The organism is Streptomyces sp. NPDC002580, assembly GCF_042889485.1.
Taxonomy (GTDB): Bacteria; Actinomycetota; Actinomycetes; order Streptomycetales; family Streptomycetaceae; genus Streptomyces.
This window is the reverse complement of record NZ_JBIAQZ010000003.1, coordinates 627,117-648,337: the sequence shown is the minus strand read 5'-3', so window position 1 is coordinate 648,337 and position 21,221 is coordinate 627,117. Positions and strand designations below refer to the sequence as shown.

Sequence of the window (21,221 nt, the reverse complement as noted above, 5' to 3'; positions counted from 1 at the left end):
GGAAGAGGGCGCTCAGCCGCCGTAGACGTGCGGCGCGAGCGTACCGACGAACGGGAGGTTGCGGTACTTCTCGGCGTAGTCCAGGCCGTACCCGATGACGAACTCGTTCGGGATGTCGAAGCCGACCCACTCCACGTCGATCGCGACCTTGGCCGCGTCCGGCTTGCGCAGCAGGGTGCACACCTTGAGCGAAGCGGGCTCGCGGGAGCCGAGGTTGGAGATCAGCCAGGACAGGGTCAGTCCGGAGTCGATGATGTCCTCGACGATCAGGACGTGCTTGCCCTTGATGTCGGTGTCGAGGTCCTTGAGGATCCGCACCACGCCGGACGACTGGGTGCCCGCGCCGTACGACGACACGGCCATCCAGTCCATGGTGACGGGGGTGGACAGCGCACGCGCGAGGTCCGCCATGACCATCACGGCGCCCTTGAGCACTCCGACGATCAGCAGGTCCTTGCCCGCGTACTCCGCGTCGATCTTCGCGGCCAGCTCGGCCAGCTTCGCGTCGATCTCTTCCTTGGTGATGAGCACCGACTTGAGGTCGGTGCCCATGTCTTTCGCGTCCACCCGCATCACTTTCGGTCGTCCGTCCCACTTTTTTGGGCTCGTCACCTACAGGGCGCCATGTAACCGGCGACGGTCCCCTTCGGCTCTCCCGCGCGGCCGTCCGGACCGCCCGTGACCCGATGGTGGGGGTCCGGGGAGGCCGCCTGAGCGGCCCCGGTCGACGGTCCGGTTTCAGCCTTGCCGAATCACCAGTCTGCCACCCTGCCGCTGCGCGACGACCTTGCCCGGGAGATTGATGGCCCCCTGACCACGCCATCCGGTGATCAGCCGGTCGATCTCCTCGATGTGACGGGCGAACAGCGATCCTGCCGGAGCACCCGCCTCGATGGCCGCGCGGCGCAGGATCCGGCGGCGTACGGCGGGTGGCAGGGCGTAGAGCTTGGCGCACTCCAGAAGGCCGGCCGCGTCACGTACGGACGCCTCCGCCTGGCTGGCCCACGCGTCGAGGGCGTCGGCATCGTCCCGGGAGAGCTGGGCCGTACGGGCGAGCGCCTCGACGACTCCCTTGCCGAGCGCCTTCTCCAGGGCCGGCAGGCCCTCGTGGCGGAGCCGGGAGCGCGTGTAGGCCGGATCGGCGTTGTGCGGGTCGTCCCAGACGGGCAGCGACTGGACCATGCACGCCTTGCGGGCGGTCTGCCGGTCCAGGTGCAGGAAGGGACGGCGGTACCGGCCGTCGGCCCCCGAGACCGCGGCCATGCCGGACAGGGAGCGGATGCCGGAGCCGCGGGCGAGTCCGAGCAGGACGGTCTCGGCCTGGTCGTCGCGGGTGTGCCCGAGGAGGACCGCGGTGGCGCCGTGGCGCTCGGCGGCGGAGTCCAGGGCGGCGTACCGGGCGTCGCGGGCGGCCGCCTCGGGGCCTCCCTCGCGGCCCACGGTGACGGCGACGGACTCGGCCGGGGCCAGCCCCAGGTCGGTGAGGCGCAGCACGACCTCGTCGGCGCGCAGGCCGGAACCGGGCTGCAGGCCGTGGTCGACGGTGACGCCGCCGGCCCGGATGCCGAGTTTGGGGGCTTCGAAGGCGAGGGCGGAGGCGAGCGCCATGGAGTCGGCGCCGCCGGAGCACGCGACGAGCACGAGCGGCGCCGGCGCGTCGCCGCCCGGTCGCGGCAGGGAGCCCGCGGACTCCTCGTGCGCGGCCCTGACGGGCACGGGCACGGTGCGTCGCGTTCCGGGCGCGGGTACGCGTTCCGCGTCGGGTGTGCGGGGGCGCGCGGCACCGCGTGCGGGCGTACGCCGGGTATCGGGGGTGGGTGGTTGCTCGGTGAGGATGTCGTGGAGTACGCGGCGGACCGCCAGGCGTATCGCCGCGACCGCAGGATGGGGACCCATGTCCGGTTCCCTTCATGAAGTTTTCGGGGGGTTAGCCCGGGATCGGTCACTCAGAGTGTGACGATGGTGACAGAACCGGGGCGTTCCCCGAGCATTGCACGCCTACCCATGCCCCACGGTCCCTCGGACGGGTGATTGGAGGGGCGTTTGCCTGCCATCGGCCGGATTCGCTTCACGACCGTCCCGTATGGTTCACGACTCTGCCTTGCGGTGCACCCGCGCGACCCAGTCCGCCGGTTTGGCGATCTCCGCCTTGGTCGGGAGCGTGTTCGGAGAAGTCCACACACGGTTGAAGCCGTCCATGCCGACCTCGTCGACGACCGCGCGCACGAACCGCTCGCCGTCCCGGTACTGCCGGAGTTTGGCGTCCAGTCCGAGGAGCTTGCGCAGAGCCAGGTCCAGGCGGGACGCGCCCTTGGCGCGGCGCTGCTGGAACTTCTCCCGGATCTCGGCCACGGAGGGGACGACGGCGGGCCCGACGCCGTCCATCACGAAGTCGGCGTGTCCCTCCAGGAGCGACATGACGGCGGTGAGCCTGCCGAGGATCTCCCGCTGGGCGGGCGTCTGCACGATTTCCACGAGGGAACGGCCGCCGTCGTCCTCCTCCGTGTCGGGGCGCGAGCCGGCGAGCGACTGGGCGGCCTCCCTGACGCGTTCCAGGACGGTCATGGGGTCGACATCGGTCTCCGCCAGGAACGACTGGATTTCACCCTCCAGGTGGTCCCGCAGCCAGGGCACGGCCGTGAACTGGGTGCGGTGCGTCTCCTCGTGGAGACACACCCACAGGCGGAAGTCGTGGGGCCTGACGTCGAGTTCGCGCTCCACGTGCACGATGTTCGGGGCGACCAGCAGGAGCCTGCCGCCTCCGTTGCCCGAGCCGACGGGGCCGCCGGCGGGCAGGTCCCGGGTCGCGGGGGCGAACGTCTCGTACTGCCCGAGCACCCTCGAGGACAGGAACGACAGCAGCATGCCCAGTTCGACGCCGGTGACCTTGCCACCGACCGCGCCGAGCATGACGCCGCCCGGGGAGTTCCCGCGCCGTTCCTCCATCTTTCCCAGGAGGGGCTTGAGGATCTCCCGGAACCCGGCGACGTTCGCCCTGACCCAGCCGGGACGGTCGACGACGAGGACGGGGGTGTCGTGGATGACGTCGTCACCCATCCGCGTGAAGCCCCGGACGTGTTCCTCCGAGGCCTTGGCGTGCCGGCGCAGCTCCGCGACGATGGCCCGGGCCTCGTCACGGCTCACCTCGGGGCCCGGCCGCACGAGCCGGGTCGCGGTCGCCACCGCGAGATTCCAGTCGACCATCCCAGTAGATGCAGCACCACCGATGCTCGTCATGCGTCAACCGTACGTGAGCGGGTCCGGCTGCGGTTAGGGGTACGGCGCCGCGCGCCCCCGGCTGTGGGACGGGTGGTGCTCCTGGTGTTCACGGGGCGGGTCGGGCCGAGTTGCCCGGCCTCCCGCGTCGCCCGGCCCTTCCGTTCCGGCCCCGTCGGCCCTGTCTCGCCTCCCGTGGCACGGCCACGGGCCACCGGCTACCGGCAGCCGCACGCCGCCAGGGCCGTCGCCGTGTGGTCCAACGCGGCCCGCGCTTCCGAGGGGTTCGGGGGCTGGGCCTCGTCGGAGGTCAGGAAGGCGAAGGCCAGCAGGCGGCCGTCCTTGTCGACGACCGTGCCGGCGAGGGTGTTGACGCCGGTGAGCGTGCCGGTCTTGGCGCGCACGACACCGGTGGCCGTGGGCGCGTCGGCGTAACGGGTGCTGAGGGTGCCGGTGAAACCGGCCACGGGCAGGCCGGTGAGGACCGGACGGAGCTCGGGCCGGTCGGGGTCCCCGGCCTTGGCCAGCAGGGCGGCGAGCAGCCCGGCGGAGAGCTTGTCGGCGCGGTTCAGACCGCTGCCGTCCGCGAACCGCGCCCCGGACAGCGGGAGTCCGAGCTTCTTCAGCTGCGCGCGGATCGCCTTCGCGTCGCCGTCGAAGCTGGGTTCCTCGCCGGTGGCGAGGGCGACCTGGCGGGCCAGGGCCTCCGCGATGTCGTTGTCACTGTTGGTCAGCATCCGCTCGACCAGGGCGGACAGCGGCGGCGAGGAGACGGAGGCGAGGGCCTGCGAGCGGCTCGTGGCCTTCGAGAGGCCGGGCGAGGTCGTCTTGATGCCGCGGTCGTGGAGCAGGTCCGCGAACTTCCGCGCGGCGGCCGCGGCCGGGTCCGGGGCACGTCCGGCCGGGCCGCTCGTCGAATCGTCCGAACGGCCCTCGTCGACCATCAGGGCGGTGACCTTGGCGATGTTCTCGTTGACCCCGATGGGGTGAACGTCGGGGCCGGCGTACAGCGAGACGTCGTAGGAGAGCGTCACGTGGTCCATGTGACGTTCCTTCAGGGCGGCTGCCGTCCTGTCGGCCAGGGTGCCCAGGTCCGCCCAGCCGTCCGTCGGCTTGCGGGCGGTCAGCGTCGGATCGCCGCCGCCGACGAGCACGACCTCCTTGGTGCCCGGTTCCAGGACCGTGCGCGTCCGGATGCGGTGGTCGGGGCCCGGCGCCGTGAGGGCGGCGACGGCCGTGACGATCTTCGTGGTGGAGGCCGGGGTCTGGACCTGGTCGGCTCCCGTGCCGTAGAGCCGCTCGCCGGTCGCCACGTCGACCACGACGGCGGTGCGCCGCGCGCCGAGGACGGGGTTGGCGAGCAGCGGGTCCAGGACCCGGGCGAGGGCCTTCCCGGCGGGGGTGGGCGCGTCGGGGGCCGAGCCGCCGAGTCCGGCCAGCACGGAGGCGGCGCTGGGGGCGGCCCTGGGTGACGTTCTGGACGTACCGGATTTACGTGCGTGATCTGCGCCACCCTCCGGTTCCCGCGATGCGGCCCAGTCGCGCTCGGCCGTACGCTGGCCGGTGGAGTCCCAGGGACCGGCCACGGCCACCGCCCCGGCCGCGACGGCCAGGCCCACGGTGGTCGCGAGCGCCGTGACCTGCGGTGTCGTGAACCGCACGGCACGCGGCCGCAAGGCTTGGGTGACCCGCGCCACATGCGGTTCCACCGTCCGCGCGACCCGCACCACATGCGGTCTCGCGGCCCGCCAAGCCCTCAGCTCTGGCACGACCACCAGCCCCTTTCGCGATCACCCACCTGCGTGAGGGACACTTAACCACCAGAACTATGTGTTGATCATGGAGGAGCCACCGGTGGAGTTCGACGTCACGATCGAGATTCCGAAGGGTTCACGGAACAAGTACGAGGTGGACCACGAGACCGGTCGGATCCGTCTGGACCGTCGACTCTTCACCTCGACCAGCTACCCGGCCGACTACGGCTTCGTCGAGAACACCCTCGGCGAGGACGGCGACCCGCTGGACGCGCTGGTCATCCTGGACGAGCCGACCTTCCCGGGTTGCCTCATCCAGTGCCGCACCATCGGCATGTTCCGTATGACGGACGAGGCCGGCGGCGACGACAAGCTGCTGTGCGTCCCGGCGCACGACCCGCGGGTGGAGCACCTGCGCGACATCCACCACGTGTCGGAGTTCGACCGCCTGGAGATCCAGCACTTCTTCGAGGTCTACAAGGACCTGGAGCCGGGCAAGTCCGTCGAGGGCGCCAACTGGGTCGGCCGCACGGACGCCGAGGCCGAGATCGAGCGTTCCTACAAGCGCTTCAAGGAGACGGGCGGTCACTGACCTCCCTCGGGTGGTCGATGACCTCCCCCTCTTCCGAACGGGCCGCGTGATCCCCCTGGGGGCCACGCGGCCCGTTCGTGTATCCGTACGCATACTGAGGCGTACGGAAGGCAAGTAGGAGAACCACACGTACGCGACAGGTGAGGCTGGAGTTGGTGGCGGACCCGGAGGCGGAAGACCGCAAGCCGCAGTCGGACGAGGCGAGGAGTGCTTTCAGCCCGCCCGCCGGTCTGGCGGCGCCGGGACCGGCGGCGGCCGACGAGGAGTCGTCGACCACGTCGGAGTTCGCGCTCCCCGCGGGGCTCGACGCCCCGCAGCCGCAAGGGCCCGGACCGGAGGGCTCCGCGTTCAGCACCCCGCACACGTACAGCGCCAAGCACGCCCCGCCCGCCTTCACCCCGGCGACCGGCGTCCCGGTGGTCAGCCTGACCAAGGACGCGCCGTGGCAGGACCGGATGCGCACGATGCTGCGCATGCCGGTGACCGAGCGGCCCGCGCCCGAATCCGTGCACAAGGAGGACGAGTCGGGGCCCGCCGTCCCGCGCGTGCTCGACCTGACCCTGCGCATCGGCGAACTGCTGCTCGCGGGCGGTGAGGGCGCCGAGGACGTGGAGACCGCCATGTTCGCCGTCTCCCGCTCGTACGGCCTCGACCGCTGCGAGCCGAACGTCACCTTCACCCTGCTGTCCATCTCGCACCAGCCGTCCCTGGTCGACGACCCGGTGACGGCGTCACGGACGGTGCGCCGCCGGGGCACCGACTACACGCGCCTGGCGGCCGTCTACCGGCTCGTCGACGATCTGAGCGACCCGCAGACCGTGATCTCCCTGGAGGACGCCTACAGGCGGCTCGCGGAGATGCGGCGCAACCGGCACCCGTACCCCGGCTGGGTGCTGACCGCCTCCGGGGGGCTGCTCGCCGGGGCAGCCTCCGTGCTCGTCGGCGGTGACGCGATCGTGTTCGTCGCGGCCGCGCTCGGCGCGATGCTGGGCGACCGGTTCGCGTGGCTGTGCGCGGGCCGCGGACTGCCGGAGTTCTACCAGTTCACGGTGGCCGCGATGCCGCCCGCCGCGATCGGGATCGCGCTCACCCTGGCGCACGTCGACGTGAACGCCTCCGCCGTGATCACCGGTGGGCTGTTCGCGCTGCTGCCGGGCCGCGCGCTCGTCGCGGGGGTGCAGGACGGGCTGACCGGCTTCTACATCACCGCGTCCGCACGACTGCTCGAAGTCATGTACTTCTTCGTGGGCATCGTCGTCGGTGTCCTGCTGGTGCTCTACTTCGGCGTGAAGCTGGGCGCGCAGCTCAATCCTGACGCGGGGCTGAGCCTCTCCGAGCGGCCGCTGCTCCAGATCGCCGCGTCCATGCTGCTGTCGCTCACCTTCGCGATCCTGCTCCAGCAGGAACGGTCCACCGTCCTGGCGGTGACCCTCAACGGAGGCGTGGCCTGGTCGGTGTACGGGGCGATGCACTACGCGGGCGGCCTCTCGCCGGTGGCCTCCACGGCCGTCGCCGCGGGCCTGGTGGGCCTCTTCGGGCAGCTGCTCTCGCGCTACCGGTTCGCTTCCGCGCTGCCGTACACGACGGCCGCGATCGGTCCCCTGCTGCCCGGTTCGGCGACCTACTTCGGACTGCTGTCGATCGCCCAGAACGAGGTCGACAAGGGGCTGGTGTCGCTCACCAAGGCGGCGGCCCTCGCCATGGCCATCGCGATCGGGGTGAACCTGGGGTCGGAGATCTCCCGGCTCTTCCTGCGCCTGCCGGGCGGATCCGCCGGGGGCCGGCGGGCAGCCAAGCGGACACGCGGGTTCTGAGGCCGGCCGCGCTCGCGGCCCCGCGCGGCTGCCCGCACGGGGCGGGCGGCCGGGCGGCGCGGGCGTCAGTTCTGCGCGGGCCCCTGGCCGTAGGGGTACTGCGGCGAGCCGTACTGCTGCTGCGGGTTCCCCTGGGGCTGCTGCCGGGACTGCTGCTGCGGCGGGTAGGCCCGGCCCTGGTCGCCCTGGTCGTAGCCCTGCTGGGCACTCTGGTCGTACTGCTGGTCGAAGCCGTAGGCCTGGTCCGAGCCGTAGGACTGCTGGTACGGCTGCTGGTGCTGCTGATACTGGTTCTGGTGATGCTGCTGGTGCTGGTTCTGCTGCCGGCCCTGGTAGCCGTCGCCCTGATGGCCGTATCCCTGGCCCTGGTTCCCGTACGGGTCGTGCCCCTGGTTCCCGTACGACGCGTCGTGGCCCTGATCGTCGTACGGCCGGCCGTGTCCCTGGTGGCCGTACGAGGAATCCTGGGTGCCGTGGACCGGCGGCACGCGCAGCGGCCTGGTCGCGTCGTCCATGACGGGCGCGGCGGCTCGGTCGCGGGCGTCCGCGGGCCGACCCTGGACGTGCTCCTGGGGCGGGTTCTTCTTGGCCGCCGAACGGGCGCGCAGGAACTCGATCATGATCGGGACCACCGAGACGAGCACGATCAGGATCAGGATCAGCTCGATGTTCTTGTGCACGAACTCGATCTTGCCGAGCCAGGAACCGAGCAGCGTGACACCGGCGCCCCACAGGACGCCGCCGATCACGTTGAAGATGAGGAACGGGCGGTACTTCATGCCGCTGACGCCGGCGATGATCGGCGTGAACGTGCGCACCACGGGCACGAAGCGGGCCAGCACCAGCGACTTGGGGCCGTACTTCTCGAAGAAGTCGTGGGCCTTGACCACGTTCTCCTGCTTGAAGAGGCGGGAGTTCGGGCGGGTGAAGAGCGAGGGCCCGACCTTCTTGCCGAAGACGTACCCCGCTTGGTCGCCCAGGACGGCGGCGAGACAGATCAGCGGGATGGCCGCCCACAGGGGGAAGTCCATGGCGTCCGTGGCGATCAGCAGACCGCAGGTGAACAGCAGCGAGTCGCCCGGCAGGAAGAAGCCGATGAGCAGGCCCGACTCGGCGAAGACGATGAGCAGCAGGCCCCAGATGCCGAAGTCGTTCAGGAGCGTGTTCGGATCCAGCCAGCTTGGACCGAGGGCGAGCGTCGTCACGGTTCCGGGCTCCTGAGGGGTGAAGGGAGGTACGGCGGTCCTTGTACGGCCGGCCAAAGCTATCAACGCAATGTGTCAACGCCAGGTTCCACCCGTGACTCCAGGATGCACTGTGCGACGACTGGGACAAAGCTGTGAGGCATGGGCATCGATGAATACGGCGGCGGTCAGGTTCCCCAGTCCGACGTCCTGGTCGTGACGACGAACGACGTACCCGGCCATCGCGTGGAAGAGGTCATCGGCGAGGTCTTCGGTCTCACCGTGCGCTCGCGCCATCTGGGAAGCCAGATCGGCGCGGGTCTGAAGTCGATGATCGGCGGTGAGCTCAAGGGGCTCACCAAGACATTGGTGGAGACCCGCAACCAGGCCATGCAACGGCTCGTCGACCAGGCACGCGCGCGGGGCGCCAACGGCGTGCTGATGTTCCGCTTCGACGTGTCGGAGGCCGCGGACGTGGGCACGGAGGTGTGCGCGTACGGCACGGCCGTGGTCCTCGTGAAGGAGTGACGCGGGCCGGTGCGGGGCGTCCGCGACGACCGGAGGCCCGGCGCCGCCGCTCCCACCCGCGCCCACAGCCGCACAGGCCCCGGCACCAGCCAGGTCCGCCGGTACCGACGGACACGGGTCCGTACCGCCGGTGCTGACGGGCGCGGGTCCGGGCGGACGGTGCCGACGGGCGCGGGCGGTGGGCGGCCGTGCGGGCAAGGCCCCGCCGCGCCCGCTCGTACGGGTGGGCCGACCCGGCCGGACCGGCGCCCGTCACGGGCGCCGCCGGGGGGTCAGGCCTCCGCGAAGTGCCGGGTGGCGTTCGCCACGATCGCGTCCCTCAGGTGCTCCGCCGTCCCGGGCCGCCTGGAGTCGTAGAACTCCTTGAACCGCTCGTCACCCACGTACATGTCGCCGAGCCCCTGATGGATCTCGTACGTGCACGTGTAGAACCACTTGGTGATGTGCAGCCGGTGCTCCTCGGCCATGTCCATGGCCGGCTCACCGTCCGGCCGCTCCCCGGCCTCCATCAGGGCGTCGTACCGCTCGCTCCAGGAGGCCACCTCGGCCTTCATGCGCTTCCAGTCGTCCTTGGTGTAGCCGGCGGCGCGGCGCTGCGACTCGGCGTACGTCTCCGTGCCGCCCCAGCGGCGTTCGGCCTCCTGCGCGTGTTCCTCGGGGTCCTTGTCCCCGAAGACCTCGAACTTCTCCTCGGGCGTGAGGTTGATACCCATCGTGCGTGCCTCCATGGCGTGCTCCACGGCCGCGGCCATCTTCTGCAGCTTCTCGATCCGGGCGGTCAGCAGCTCGTGCTGGCGGCGCAGATGCGCGCGCGGGTCCGCTTCCGGGTCGTCGAGCAGGGCGGCGACCTCTTCGAGCGGGAAGCCGAGCTCTCTGTAGAACAGGATCTGCTGCAGCCGGTCGAGGTCGGTGTCGTCGTAGCGCCGATGACCCGCGTGGCTGCGTCCGCCGGGCGCGAGCAGACCGATCTCGTCGTAGTGGTGCAGGGTGCGCACGGTCACTCCGGCGAATCCGGCGACCTGGCCCACTGAGTAGCTCACTTCCGTGCTCCTTCCTCGGTACGCCCTTCACGATGCGGCCTGACGTGACGGGAGGTGCAAGTCCGGCGCCCCTGGTTCCGGGAGCGATCTCGGGATGTTATGTCTGTTTGGCGTGCTTAAGGTGACCCCGTGACCCACGACGCGGCTCCCCCGGGGCCGGCCCTCAGCCGGGCGACGCCCGCACGGACCCTGCTGCCGCTGTTCCTCCCGTCCGCGCTCGTCGGCGCCGTGGTCAGCCTGATCTTCATCGGTGTGAGCAGGCTCGCCGACCAGCTCAAGGACGTGCTCTGGACGGACCTGCCGAACGCCCTCGGCATCGGCGGGTTCTCGTCCCTCTGGATGATCGTCATGCTCACCACCACCGGCGTCCTGGTCGGACTCGTGGTGTGGAAGGCACCGGGGCACGCGGGCCCCGACCCGGCGACCCTGGGACTCCAGGCCGCGCCGATGGCCCTCCGCGTCCTGCCCGGCCTGCTGGTCGCGACCGCTTTGATGCTGGCGGGCGGTCCGAGCCTCGGCCCCGAGAACCCGATCATCGCCGTCAACGTCGCGCTGGCGTTCTGGGCGGGCCGCAGGTTCGCGCCCAGGGCGCCCGGCGAGCTGTGGGTGACGCTGGCCGAGGCGGGAACGATCGGCGCCCTGTTCGGTACGCCGGTCGCGGCGGCGCTGGTCATCTCCGAGGCGCTGGCCGGACGGCAGATGAGGGGCCTGCTGTGGGACAACATCTTCCCTCCCCTGACAGCGGCCGCGGTGGGCTCGATGACCACGTCGCTGGTGGGCCACCCGAGCTTCGACCTCGATCTGCCGCCGCTGGGCGACCCCGGCTGGGCCGACGTGTTCTCCGCGCTGGTGATCGCCTCGGCCGCCGCGGTGCTCGGCATGGCCGCGGTCCGCCTCTTCCCCTACGCCCACAAGGCCTTCTCGTTCCTGCGCCACCCGATGGTGGCGCTGCCCCTCGGCGGGCTCGTCCTCGGTCTGCTGGGCTGCCTGGGCGGGCCGCTGACGCTGTTCAAGGGCCTCGACCAGGTCGCCGAGCTGGCCCGGCACCCGGACGACTACTCGGCGGGCCGGCTCGCGCTCATGGCCGTGGTGAAGCTGGCCGCGCTGGTCGTCGCGGCGTCCTGCGGGTTCCGGGGCGGCCGGATCTTCCCCGCCGTCTTCGCCGGGGCCTCGTTCGGGCTCTGCGCCCACGCCCTCGTGCCCTCGGTCCCGGCCTCGCTGGGCCTGGCCACCGGTGTGCTGGGCATGCTCCTCGCGATCACCCGGCAGGGCTGGCTGAGCCTGTTCACGGCAGCCGTCCTGGTCTCCTCGCCCTCGATCATCTCCCTGCTCTGCATCGCCTCGCTGCCCGCCTGGCTGCTGGTGACGGGAGGGCCGCAGATGCAGTTGCGCGAGGACGGAAGCCCGATGCGGTGAACCGCCGGGGCGCCCTCGTCCGATGAACCATCAGGAAGCCCGTCCCAGCCGACCCGAGGAAACACCCCGTCCCGTCGAACCGTTGGGAGAATCCCATGCCGCTCCACAAGGGCAAGCAGACGTCCGATGACCACCCTCGGTCCGTCAACCCGTTCTACGGCGAAGCCGATCCGGTCAGCGGCATGGTCGAGGCGCCGCCGAAGCACCGGCTCCCGGACGGCCCGATTCCGCCCACGACGGCGCTCCAGCTGGTCCACGACGAACTCATGCTGGACGGCAACTCCCGCTTGAACCTGGCCACCTTCGTGACCACCTGGATGGAACCGCAGGCCGGGATCCTGATGGCGGAGTGCCGGGACAAGAACATGATCGACAAGGACGAGTACCCCCGCACGGCCGAACTGGAGCGGCGCTGTGTGGCGATGCTCGCCGACCTGTGGAACGCGCCGGATCCGGCCGCCGCCGTGGGCTGTTCGACGACCGGGTCGAGCGAGGCGTGCATGCTCGCCGGCATGGCGCTCAAGCGGCGCTGGGCGCAGCGCAACGCGGACCGCTATCCGGGCGCGCGGCCCAACCTCGTCATGGGCGTGAACGTCCAGGTGTGCTGGGAGAAGTTCTGCAACTTCTGGGAGGTCGAGGCCCGTCAGGTCCCCATGGAGGGCGACCGGTTCCACCTCGACCCCCAGGCGGCGGCCGACCTGTGCGACGAGAACACCATCGGGGTCGTCGGCATCCTCGGCTCCACCTTCGACGGGTCGTACGAACCGATCGAGGAGCTGTGCGCGGCGCTGGACCGGCTCCAGGAGCGCACCGGCCTGGACATCCCGGTCCATGTCGACGGCGCCTCCGGGGCGATGGTCGCGCCCTTCGTCGACCAGGACCTGGTCTGGGACTTCCGGCTGCCCAGGGTGTCGTCGATCAACACCTCGGGGCACAAGTACGGCCTGGTCTACCCGGGTGTCGGCTGGGCCCTGTGGCGGACCGCTGCCGAGCTGCCCGAGGAACTGGTCTTCCGGGTGAACTACCTGGGCGGCGACATGCCGACCTTCGCGCTCAACTTCTCCCGCCCCGGGGCGCAGGTCGTCGCGCAGTACTACACCTTCCTGCGCCTGGGCCGGGAAGGCTACCGCGCCGTGCAGCAGACGACCCGGGACGTGGCGCGCGCGCTCGCCGAACGGGTCGACTGCCTGGGCGACTTCCGGCTCATCACCCGGGGCGACGAGCTGCCGGTGTTCGCCTTCACGACAGCGCCCGAGGTGACGGCGTACGACGTCTTCGACGTGTCCCGGAGAATGCGCGAGAGCGGCTGGCTGCTGCCCGCGTACACGTTCCCCGAGAACCGTCAGGACCTGTCCGTCCTCCGCGTGGTCTGCCGCAACGGCTTCTCCTCGGACCTCGCCGACCTCTTCATCGAGGACCTGAGCCGGCTGCTGCCCGAACTGCGGCGCCAGCCGCACCCGTCGACCCACGACAAGGGCGCGGCGACGAGCTTCCACCACTGAGGGCATGGGGGGGGACCGAAGCGGCGCGTCCCGCCATGCCCTCAGAACCTCGCGTCCCGGGGTGGCATCAGGAGCGCCGGACGGTGCCGGGCGGGCGCCCTCGCCTGCCCGGCACCGCACTCAACGGCCGGCCACCCTTCAGTCGCGTCGACAACCCCGCGGGTCAACACGTCTAGCGGCTCAAGCGGGCGAACCTCCGTACGGCCAGCGGGAAGAAGACCAGGAGCAGGGCCAGGGGCCAGACGACCGCCGCCCCGAGGTGGCCCGGCTCCCCGCCCGGTCCGCCGAACAGGTCGCGTACGGCGGTCGCGGTCTGCGACATCGGGTTCCACTCGACCACCGTGCCCAGCCAGCCGGGCATGGAGTCGGGGGCGGCGAAGGCGTTGGACAGGAAGCCGACGGGCCAGACCAGGATCTGCACGGCCTGCACCAGCTCCGGTTTCCCGGCCACCATCGCCAGATGGATGCCGATCCACAGCATGGCGAAGCGGAAGAGCAGGAGCAGCCCCATCGCTCCCAGGAACGCGCCGGGCGTGCTGTCGGGACGCCAGCCGATCGCGTACCCGACCCCCGTCAGCACGGCCAGGCCCACGGCCGACTGGAGCATGTCGGCGACCGAACGGCCCACCAGGACGGCGCCGTTGGCCATCGGCAGGGAGCGGAAACGGTCGATGACGCCCTTGTCGAGGTCCCGGGTGACGGCCAGCATCGTGCCTTCCAGGCCGAAGGCCATGGTCAGGGCGAGCATGCCCGGCACCAGGTAGTCGACATAGGCGCCGTCGACGCCCCGCCCGCCGCCGACCAGATAGCCGAACATCAGGAGCAGCATCACGGGGAACACCAGGCCGACCGCCACCTGGACCGGTTGCCGTGCCCAGTGGGCGAGCTCGCGGCGGGTCATGGTCCAGCAGTCGGAGAGCAGGCGGGTTCCCCCACGGACCTCCCGCGACGGCGGAGATCCCCCCTGCCGACGGATTCCCCGGTTCCCTTCGCGGGTGGCGTCGTACGTCGTGCTCACACGGTCTCCTTCAGTCGGTGCTCGTCCCCGGTGAGGTGCAGGAACACCTCGTCCAGCGTCGGGCGTCGCAGCGCGATGTCCTCCGCCTCGATCCCGGCCTCCTCCAGGGCGCGTACGACCGCGGCGAGGGCCGCCATGCGGTCGCTGACCGGGGCACTCAGCAGGCGGCGGTCGGCGTCGACCGAGACGCTCTCCCCGGCGAACGGCAGCAGGGCCACGGCGGCGCTCAGCAGGCCCGCGTCACGGAGCACCACGTCGATACGGTCGCCGCCCGTCCGGGACTTGAGTTCGTCCGCCGTGCCGTCCGCGATGACGCGTCCGCGCTCGACGACCGAGATGCGGTCGGCGAGCTGGTCGGCCTCCTCCAGGTACTGCGTGGTGAGGAGCACGGTCGTACCGCCGTCGGCCAGTGAGCGCACCGCCGCCCACACCTCCGCCCGGCCGCGCGGGTCGAGCCCGGTCGTCGGCTCGTCCAGGAACAGCACCGCGGGGTCGGTGATGAGGGACGCGGCCAGATCCAGGCGGCGGCGCATGCCTCCGCTGTAGGAGCGGACCGCCTTGCGGCCGGTGTCGGCGAGGCCGAAGCGCTCCAGGAGCTCGTCGGCCCGCGCCCGCGCGGCGCGGGCCCCCAGGTGGTGGAGCCGCCCGAACATCTCCAGGTTCTGCCGGCCGCCGAGTTCCTCGTCGAGCGCGGCGTGCTGGCCGAGCAGTCCGATGCGCGACCGCACCCGGCGGGCCTCCCGCACCACGTCGTGTCCGGCGACCTCCACCCGGCCGCCGTCCGGCCGCAGCAGGGTGGACAGGACCCGGACCAGCGTCGTCTTGCCCGCGCCGTTGGGGCCGAGCACCCCGTGCACCGTGCCGCTCCCCACCAGCAGGTCCAGTCCGTCCAGTGCGCGCTTGTCCCCGTATCGCTTGCGTACGCCTTCGACGACGATCGTCTCGGTCATGCGACTCCCTCTGCTCCGGGCCGTTCCCCGGTCCACCCTCTGAGCAAGTAATCAAGTTTGACTACTCTCACGTCGACGACGGTATGCCCGGCCGGGGCATTAGTCAAACTTGATGAGTCCCGAACGCGATGAGCCGAGGCGCGGGCCCACTGCTCAGCGCACGCCCCCGGGGCGCCGCTCCTCCGTCGCGAACGGGTTCTCCTCGCCCTCGCCGAGGACCCCGACGAACGGCTCGCCCTCCCCGGCGAAGGTGTACGCGCCGCCCTCGACCCGGGCGATCAGGCCCCGGGTCCAGGCGGCGTCGGCATCGGCCGCGTGGACCCAGAGGTTCATGATCTCGCCGATGTGACCGAGCTGCGCGGGGCCGTCCTCGGGCACGTAGTGCTCGGTCACGGCGGCCCGCCACGCCTCGATCCCGCGGATCCGCTCCTTCAGGAGCGCCACCGCCTCGTCCCTCGGCAGATCGACGATGAAGCCGATCCCCGCCGACCGGACGTCCATCTTCTGGTCGTACGACGTCAGGGACTCGCGCAGCAGCGCGAGGAACTCCTCGGTGCCCTTGTCCGTGATCTCGTACTCGGTGCGCGGAGGTCCGCCGGCCGTGGACGGCGCGATCTCGTGGGCGTGCAGCAGGCCCTGTTTGGCCATCTGCTTGAGCGCGTGGTAGATCGAGCCGGGCTTGGCGTTGGACCACTCGTGCGCGCCCCAGTACTCCAGGTCGTTGCGCACCTGATAGCCGTGGGCCCGCCCGTGCTGGCGGACCGCGCCGAGCACGAGGAGACGGATCGCTGACATCCGCCCAGCCTAGAGGGTGCGGATCCGGGCCCCCCAGGGCGCGCTTCGGAGGCGGCGCGAACCGGGGCGATCCCGGTCAGCTCCAGGACGTGCCCTGTTCCGCCGCCACCAGTTCGAAGGCGGTTTTGCCGTCCAGGGACTCGCGGATGATGTCGGCGTGCCCGGCGTGCCGGGCCGTCTCGCGGATCAGGTGCAGGGCCACCCAGCGCATCGAGACCCGGGCGTCCGGCGGGAACCAGGGGTCGTTCGGCAGCGCGAACGTGTCGTCGAGGCTCGGCACCGACCGCAGGAACGCCTCGGTCTCGGCGGCGACCTTCTCGTAGTACGCGAGCTGCGAGGCGACCGTCTCGCCGTCGGTGAGGACGAAGCACTCGTGCCAGTTCGACTCGTCGCGCTTCACCGCGGGCTGTTCGCCCCTCGCCCGCGCGATCCAGCCCTGTTCGACCTCGGCCACATGCTTGAGCAGCCCGCCGAGGGAGAGTTCGCTGGCGCTCGGCCTGCTCGCCGCCTGCTCCTCGCTCAGCCCGAGCAGCGCCCGGCGGATGCCGCCGCGCTGCTCCTCGACGAAGGCGAGCAACGCCCCGCGCTCGTCGCCCCGCTCTTCCGCTCGCACATGTGTGACCATGACCGGCCGCCCTTCATCGGGTCCACTCGCCTGACACCGATGACGCTACGGACCCTTGCGGTCGGTTTCTGTCCGCAAGGGTCCGGGCACGCTGAACGATCACGCGAAGGCGTGTCAGAAGGGGAAGCGGCTCCGCCCGTGCTGCACCGAGATCCACTTCGTCGTGGTGAAGGCGTCGACCGTCGTCTCGCCGTTCAGGCGGCCGATGCCCGAGTGCTTCTCACCGCCGAAGGGGACGAGGGGCTCGTCGTGGACCGTGCCGTCGTTGACGTGGAACATGCCGGTGTCGATCTGCTTGGCGAAGTTCACGCCGCGCTCGATGTCGGCCGTGTGCACGGCACCCGAGAGGCCGTACGGGGTGTCGTTGGCGATCCGGACCGCCTCCTCCTCGCCGTCGAACGGGACGAGGAAGACGACGGGGCCGAAGATCTCCTGCCGGAGCAGGTCCGAGTCGGCGGGGACGCCGGTCAGCACGGAGGGCTCGACCAGATTGTCGGTGGTCGAGCCGTGCAGCAGGGCGGTGCCGCCCTCCGCGATCGCCTGCTCGACGACACTCGAAAGGGCGTCGGCCTGCGAGGAGTTGATGACCGGGCCGATGACCGTCAGCGGGTCGCTCGGGTCGCCGGTCTTCAGCGTCCTGACCTTGGCGACGAACTTCTCGGTGAACTCCGCCTCGATCGACCGGTCCACGAGGACGCGGTTCGCGGCCATGCAGACCTGGCCCTGGTGGACATACCGGCTGAAGACCGCCGCGTCGACCGCGTAGTCGATGTCCGCGTCCTCCAGGACCACCAGGGCGCTGTTGCCGCCCAGTTCGAGCACCGACCGCTTGAAGTTCGCGGCGCAGACCGTGGCGACGTGCCGGCCGACCTTGTCGGAGCCGGTGAAGGAGATGACCTTCGGGACCGGGTGCTCGATGAAGGCGTCACCGATCTCGGCGATGTCGGTGATGACGACGTTCAGGAGCCCGCCGGGCAGGCCCGCGTCCTCGAAGATCTTGGCGACCAGGGAACCGCCGGCGATCGGGGTGTTCTGGTGCGGCTTGAGGACCACGGCGTTGCCGAGCGCGAGGGCCGGCGCGACGGACTTGACCGACAGCAGGAAGGGGAAGTTGAAGGGGCTGATGACCCCCACGACACCCACCGGCACGCGGTAGAGGCGGTTCTCCTTGCCGTCGACCGGCGAGGGGATGATCTTCCCCTCGGGGCGCAGCGCCAGCTGGATCGACTCACGCAGGAACTCGCGGACGAGGTGCATCTCGAAGGCCGCCTTGAGGCGGGTGCCGCCGAGCTCGGCGATGATCACCTCGGCGATCTCCGCCTCACGCTCGTCGATGACGGCGAGCGCCTTCTCGAAGACCGCGCGCCGCGCGTACGCGTTGGTCGCGCCCCACTTCTTCTGGGCGCGCTCGGCGGCGCGGTAGGCGTCGTCGACCTCGTCGGCCGTGGCTATCGTGATCGACGCCAGCTTCTCGCCGTCGTACGGGTTGAAGTCGATGATGTCCCAGGAGCCCGTTCCCGGGCGCCACTCGCCGTCGATGTACTGCTGGGCCAGGTCGGTGAAGTAGGACGACATGTGCTCCCTCAATCCCTGTGCTGCCGAGGCAGACTCCTGGCCCGGGTCAGCAGACATCCGATCACGGTCTGATCACGCGTCATCGTACTTGTGTTTCAAGGGAGTTGAAGAGAACGACGACGGCGCTGAAGGACTGTCAGGAGAGCTGGAGCAGCCCTCGCAGCAGGTCGCGGCTCTCGGACGGCCCCGGGCTGTCCTGCTGAAGTTGCTTGAGCGCGCTCTCGTACTGGGTGACGTCCTCGCGCTTGTCCAGGTAGAGCGCGCTGGTGAGCTGCTCCAGATAGACGACGTCCGACAGATCGGACTCCGGGAAGCTCAGGATCGTGAAGGATCCGCTCTCCCCGGAGTGCCCGCCGAAGCTGAACGGCATGACCTGAAGACGCACGTTGGGCATCTCCGAGACCTCGATCAGGTGCTGGAGCTGTCCGCGCATCACCTCGCGGTCGCCGTACGGGCGGCGCAGCGCGGCCTCGTCGAGGATGATGTGGAACTCGGGGGCGCTCTCGGAGACGAGGTACTTCTGGCGCTCCAGGCGCAGGGCCACACGCCGGTCGACGTCGGCGGCGGAGGCGCCCTTCATCCCGCGCCGGACGACCGCCTGGGCGTACGCCTCGGTCTGCAACAGGCCGTGCACGAACTGCACTTCGTACACCCGGATCAGGTGGGCCGCGCCTTCGAGGCCGACGTAGGTCGGGAACCAGCTGGGCAGGACGTCGGAGTAACTGTGCCACCAGCCCGCGACGTTGGCCTCTTTGGCGAGCGAGACCAGGGAGGTGCGCTCGGCCTCGTCGTTGATGCCGTAGAGCGTCAGCAGGTCCTCGACGTCGCGCGTCTTGAAGCTCACCCTTCCCAACTCCATGCGGCTGATCTTCGATTCGGAGGCGCGGATCGAGTAGCCGGCCGCTTCGCGGGTGATGCCACGCGCCTCACGCAGGCGCCGTAGATGCGACCCCAGCAGCATGCGCCGCACCACCGAGCCGCTCGACTCACCAGCGCTCACGTTCGTCCGCCTCCCCAACCGTCTTCCAGACGCCGAAGTCTGCCACTAAAACACTTCAAGCAGTACTCGTGCGATTACGGAAACGGAAAGTAGCCAAAGGAACCGCACGGGAAAAGTCAGTGCGGCGTCAACAACCGAGAATAAGGTGCCAGAAGAAATGAGCTAGAAGTAGGAAACTAAGGTCCAATTCGGGCACGTGCACGTGCATCTGCCCTTGCATCTGCCGTACGCATTCGGAACCATGGTCCCCGCGCCACCGCTGCATCGCAACGACCGCGAACACCCGGGAGTGCCTCGCATGGGGACGAATGGATCGACCATGCTCGAACCCTTACGGCAGGGGCTTCCGCCTCTCGACCCCGCGGCAGTGTCCGGCGCCGCCTCGTGCGCCCTGCCCGCCCGTTACGAAGCGGTGCGCGAGGCCCGGCAGTTCACCCGTGGGACGTTGGACCAGTGGGAGATCGGCGACCGTTTCGACGACGTCTGCCTGGTGGTCTCCGAACTCGTCACCAACGCCCTGCGGCACGCACTGCCCTCGGACACCCCCCGCAGGGACGATCAAGGGCCGCCCGTACGGCTGCACTTGATGCGGTGGACCTCACGACTGGTGTGCGCGGTGCGCGACCCCAGCCACGACAGCCCGGTGGCCGGCGACTCGGAGGACTCCTCGGCCGAGTCGGGGCGCGGCCTCTTCCTGGTCGACTCGTTCTCCGACGGCTGGGGCTGGCACCCGCTCGCGGGAACACTGAGCGGCAAGGTGGTCTGGGCGCTGTTCCGGCTGGGGCCGCAACCGCCGACCACGCTCCCCGCCGACGCGTGACGAACCGCGGCGCTTTTTCGCGCCGCGGTTCTACGCGCGTCACCGAACGCCGAGCGACGATTACCCTCGGTTTCCGCCGACCCGCCTACCGGCACTTGTCGCCGTGCTCGCCGATTTACTCACCGACTCGGCCGTAGGCACTCCCGCCGATGTCTCCTCCGGCACTCCCGCGGTCGGCCCGCCGCACACGATCCCCTCGGACCGGCCCGTCATCACGGCGGTCAGCCCACGACCAGGTGATCGAACTCGCCGTCCTTGATGCCCAGCAGCATCGCCTCGATCTCGGCGCGGGTGTAGACGAGCGCGGGACCCTCGGGGAACCGCGAGTTCCGCACGGCCACATCGCCGCCGGGCAGTCGCGCGAACTCCACACAGGAACCTTGCGAGTTGCTGTGCCGGCTCTTCTGCCAGGCCACGCCGTTCAGCTCGGTCGCGGCCATTCCGTTGTACACGTCTTCAGCCCCGCCGTCGTACACGTCATCCACGTCGAACACGTCGTGGTCCACAGGTCACTCCCCGGTCGTGCAGTGGCTGAGGTGGCCATAGATGCAGTAGTCAACTGACTCGGATCATAGCTCTGTTCATGTGCAGATGCATGGGCAGATGCACGTGCACGCGGGGTGGTCCTGCGGTTACAGCTTTTACCGGCGCTTGACTACCGGCTGTCGCTCACACGACTACGGCCTGCGTTTTCACCGGAGTGCGGAACGAGCTACATCCGGTCCAGCGCATTCCCCAGAGCTCGCATCACATGCGAACTCCAGCCCCCGTTCATGATCTTCCGCGCCATCATCTGTGCGGGATCGTCCGGATCGAATCCCTCGTGTACTAGGAACAGACGCGTACCGCGCCCTTCCTGTTCCAGTGTCCAGGTAATGGTCCAGTCCGCGGGACGCGGGGCGTGCGCGTCGGCCCACCGGACGCTCAGCATCCGCTCCCGCTCGTAGGCGAGAACGCGCACGTCGACGGTGCCGGAGAAGTTCGTACCGGGGCGCGGGACCGCGGTGAGCGTGTAGCGGTGACCGACCTCGAGGCGGAAGTCCTCGGACCCCGGCATCTGCCACTGCGCGAGCAGCCCGGGCTCGGTGAGCGCGCGCCACACCTTGCCCGGCGGATGCGGAAAGAACTGGTCGACGCGGATGGTCGTGAGGTCGTCCTCGGGAACGGGGGTCGGGCCTGGGCGCGTGCCCGGGTCCGGGTCCGGGGTCATGTCTGGGTCCGGGTTCGGGGTCATGTCTGGGTCCGGGTTCGGGGTCATGTCTGGGTCCGGGTTCGGGGTCATGTCTGGGTTCGGGTTCGGGTCTGGGGGCATGTCGGAGTTCATGTCTGGGTTCACCTCTTGGCCCGTGGCTTGGTGCGGTCCGTGGCCGGGGGGAGCAGGTCCGTGACCCG

The 21,221-nt window shown here is 70.4% G+C and carries 20 protein-coding genes; 6 read left to right on the top strand and 14 right to left on the bottom strand.

What is annotated here, in order from left to right; translation table 11 throughout:
- Positions 1 to 12: 12 nt before the first annotated feature.
- The 4 genes from hpt to dacB all read right to left on the bottom strand — a co-directional run bounded on the left by hpt (position 13) and on the right by dacB (position 4,991).
- A complete protein-coding gene (gene hpt / locus ACFYW7_RS13835) occupies positions 13 to 573 on the bottom strand; it encodes a hypoxanthine phosphoribosyltransferase (protein WP_037625953.1) in 561 nt (186 codons plus the stop codon).
- Between the two features lie 165 nt (positions 574 to 738).
- Positions 739 to 1,896, bottom strand: a complete 1,158-nt coding sequence (tilS, locus tag ACFYW7_RS13830; RefSeq protein WP_389501488.1) for a tRNA lysidine(34) synthetase TilS — start codon at positions 1,894 to 1,896, stop codon at positions 739 to 741.
- A 192-nt stretch (positions 1,897 to 2,088) separates the two neighbouring features.
- The gene (locus ACFYW7_RS13825) at positions 2,089 to 3,237 is read right to left on the bottom strand and encodes a zinc-dependent metalloprotease (RefSeq protein WP_389501485.1); all 1,149 of its coding nucleotides are present in this window, start codon (positions 3,235 to 3,237) and stop codon (positions 2,089 to 2,091) included.
- Between the two features lie 197 nt (positions 3,238 to 3,434).
- On the bottom strand, positions 3,435 to 4,991 hold the full coding sequence (dacB, locus tag ACFYW7_RS13820) for a D-alanyl-D-alanine carboxypeptidase/D-alanyl-D-alanine-endopeptidase (RefSeq protein ID WP_389501483.1): 1,557 nt from the start codon (positions 4,989 to 4,991) through the stop codon (positions 3,435 to 3,437).
- Between the two features lie 79 nt (positions 4,992 to 5,070).
- On the opposite strand from dacB, the gene ACFYW7_RS13815 reads away from it, so the two are divergent.
- Together ACFYW7_RS13815 and ACFYW7_RS13810 are read left to right on the top strand one after the other, a co-directional pair.
- Complete coding sequence (locus ACFYW7_RS13815) at positions 5,071 to 5,562, top strand: inorganic diphosphatase (RefSeq protein ID WP_033321679.1); 492 nt, start codon at positions 5,071 to 5,073, stop codon at positions 5,560 to 5,562.
- A 155-nt stretch (positions 5,563 to 5,717) separates the two neighbouring features.
- Positions 5,718 to 7,376, top strand: a complete 1,659-nt coding sequence (locus ACFYW7_RS13810; RefSeq protein ID WP_389501480.1) for a threonine/serine exporter ThrE family protein — start codon at positions 5,718 to 5,720, stop codon at positions 7,374 to 7,376.
- A gap of 65 nt (positions 7,377 to 7,441) precedes the next feature.
- Here ACFYW7_RS13810 and ACFYW7_RS13805 read toward each other — a convergent pair whose 3' ends face one another.
- Positions 7,442 to 8,581: a DedA family protein gene (locus ACFYW7_RS13805; protein ID WP_389501478.1), complete on the bottom strand. Its 1,140-nt coding sequence runs from the start codon at positions 8,579 to 8,581 to the stop codon at positions 7,442 to 7,444.
- A gap of 141 nt (positions 8,582 to 8,722) precedes the next feature.
- Here ACFYW7_RS13805 and ACFYW7_RS13800 point away from each other — a divergent pair, with 141 nt between their 5' ends.
- Positions 8,723 to 9,088, top strand: a complete 366-nt coding sequence (locus ACFYW7_RS13800) for a YbjQ family protein (protein WP_389501476.1) — start codon at positions 8,723 to 8,725, stop codon at positions 9,086 to 9,088.
- A 272-nt stretch (positions 9,089 to 9,360) separates the two neighbouring features.
- Here the strand turns inward: ACFYW7_RS13800 and ACFYW7_RS13795 are convergent, their stop codons facing one another.
- Positions 9,361 to 10,128, bottom strand: coding sequence for a MerR family transcriptional regulator (locus ACFYW7_RS13795; protein WP_389501474.1), 768 nt, complete (start codon positions 10,126 to 10,128; stop codon positions 9,361 to 9,363).
- 129 nt (positions 10,129 to 10,257) lie between these two features.
- On the opposite strand from ACFYW7_RS13795, the gene ACFYW7_RS13790 reads away from it, so the two are divergent.
- Both ACFYW7_RS13790 and ACFYW7_RS13785 read left to right on the top strand, forming a co-directional pair.
- Complete coding sequence (locus tag ACFYW7_RS13790; RefSeq protein WP_389501472.1) at positions 10,258 to 11,544, top strand: ion channel protein; 1,287 nt, start codon at positions 10,258 to 10,260, stop codon at positions 11,542 to 11,544.
- Positions 11,545 to 11,639: 95 nt separating this feature from the next.
- A complete protein-coding gene (locus tag ACFYW7_RS13785) occupies positions 11,640 to 13,046 on the top strand; it encodes a glutamate decarboxylase (protein WP_389501470.1) in 1,407 nt (468 codons plus the stop codon).
- Positions 13,047 to 13,218: 172 nt separating this feature from the next.
- On the opposite strand, the gene ACFYW7_RS13780 is transcribed toward ACFYW7_RS13785, so the two are convergent.
- The 6 genes from ACFYW7_RS13780 to ACFYW7_RS13755 form a co-directional block, all read right to left on the bottom strand.
- A complete protein-coding gene (locus ACFYW7_RS13780; RefSeq protein WP_389501671.1) occupies positions 13,219 to 13,947 on the bottom strand; it encodes an ABC transporter permease in 729 nt (242 codons plus the stop codon).
- Between the two features lie 113 nt (positions 13,948 to 14,060).
- Positions 14,061 to 15,014, bottom strand: coding sequence for an ATP-binding cassette domain-containing protein (locus ACFYW7_RS13775; protein WP_389501468.1), 954 nt, complete (start codon positions 15,012 to 15,014; stop codon positions 14,061 to 14,063).
- A 153-nt stretch (positions 15,015 to 15,167) separates the two neighbouring features.
- Positions 15,168 to 15,809 carry a PadR family transcriptional regulator gene (locus ACFYW7_RS13770; protein ID WP_389501467.1) on the bottom strand — a complete coding sequence of 214 codons (642 nt, stop codon included), beginning with the start codon at positions 15,807 to 15,809 and terminating at the stop codon, positions 15,168 to 15,170.
- A gap of 76 nt (positions 15,810 to 15,885) precedes the next feature.
- Positions 15,886 to 16,434 carry a DinB family protein gene (locus ACFYW7_RS13765; protein WP_389501465.1) on the bottom strand — a complete coding sequence of 183 codons (549 nt, stop codon included), beginning with the start codon at positions 16,432 to 16,434 and terminating at the stop codon, positions 15,886 to 15,888.
- Between the two features lie 114 nt (positions 16,435 to 16,548).
- Positions 16,549 to 18,009 (bottom strand): aldehyde dehydrogenase family protein, encoded by a 1,461-nt coding sequence (locus tag ACFYW7_RS13760; RefSeq protein WP_389501463.1) that lies wholly within the window; start codon positions 18,007 to 18,009, stop codon positions 16,549 to 16,551.
- A 136-nt stretch (positions 18,010 to 18,145) separates the two neighbouring features.
- Positions 18,146 to 18,970 carry a helix-turn-helix domain-containing protein gene (locus tag ACFYW7_RS13755; RefSeq protein ID WP_389501668.1) on the bottom strand — a complete coding sequence of 275 codons (825 nt, stop codon included), beginning with the start codon at positions 18,968 to 18,970 and terminating at the stop codon, positions 18,146 to 18,148.
- A 337-nt stretch (positions 18,971 to 19,307) separates the two neighbouring features.
- On the opposite strand from ACFYW7_RS13755, the gene ACFYW7_RS13750 reads away from it, so the two are divergent.
- Positions 19,308 to 19,829 (top strand): ATP-binding protein, encoded by a 522-nt coding sequence (locus ACFYW7_RS13750; protein ID WP_389501461.1) that lies wholly within the window; start codon positions 19,308 to 19,310, stop codon positions 19,827 to 19,829.
- Positions 19,830 to 20,050: 221 nt separating this feature from the next.
- Here ACFYW7_RS13750 and ACFYW7_RS13745 read toward each other — a convergent pair whose 3' ends face one another.
- The gene (locus ACFYW7_RS13745; protein ID WP_389501459.1) at positions 20,051 to 20,335 is read right to left on the bottom strand and encodes a DUF397 domain-containing protein; all 285 of its coding nucleotides are present in this window, start codon (positions 20,333 to 20,335) and stop codon (positions 20,051 to 20,053) included.
- A 206-nt stretch (positions 20,336 to 20,541) separates the two neighbouring features.
- A complete protein-coding gene (locus tag ACFYW7_RS13740) occupies positions 20,542 to 21,039 on the bottom strand; it encodes an SRPBCC domain-containing protein (RefSeq protein ID WP_389501665.1) in 498 nt (165 codons plus the stop codon).
- Positions 21,040 to 21,221 lie beyond the last annotated feature (182 nt).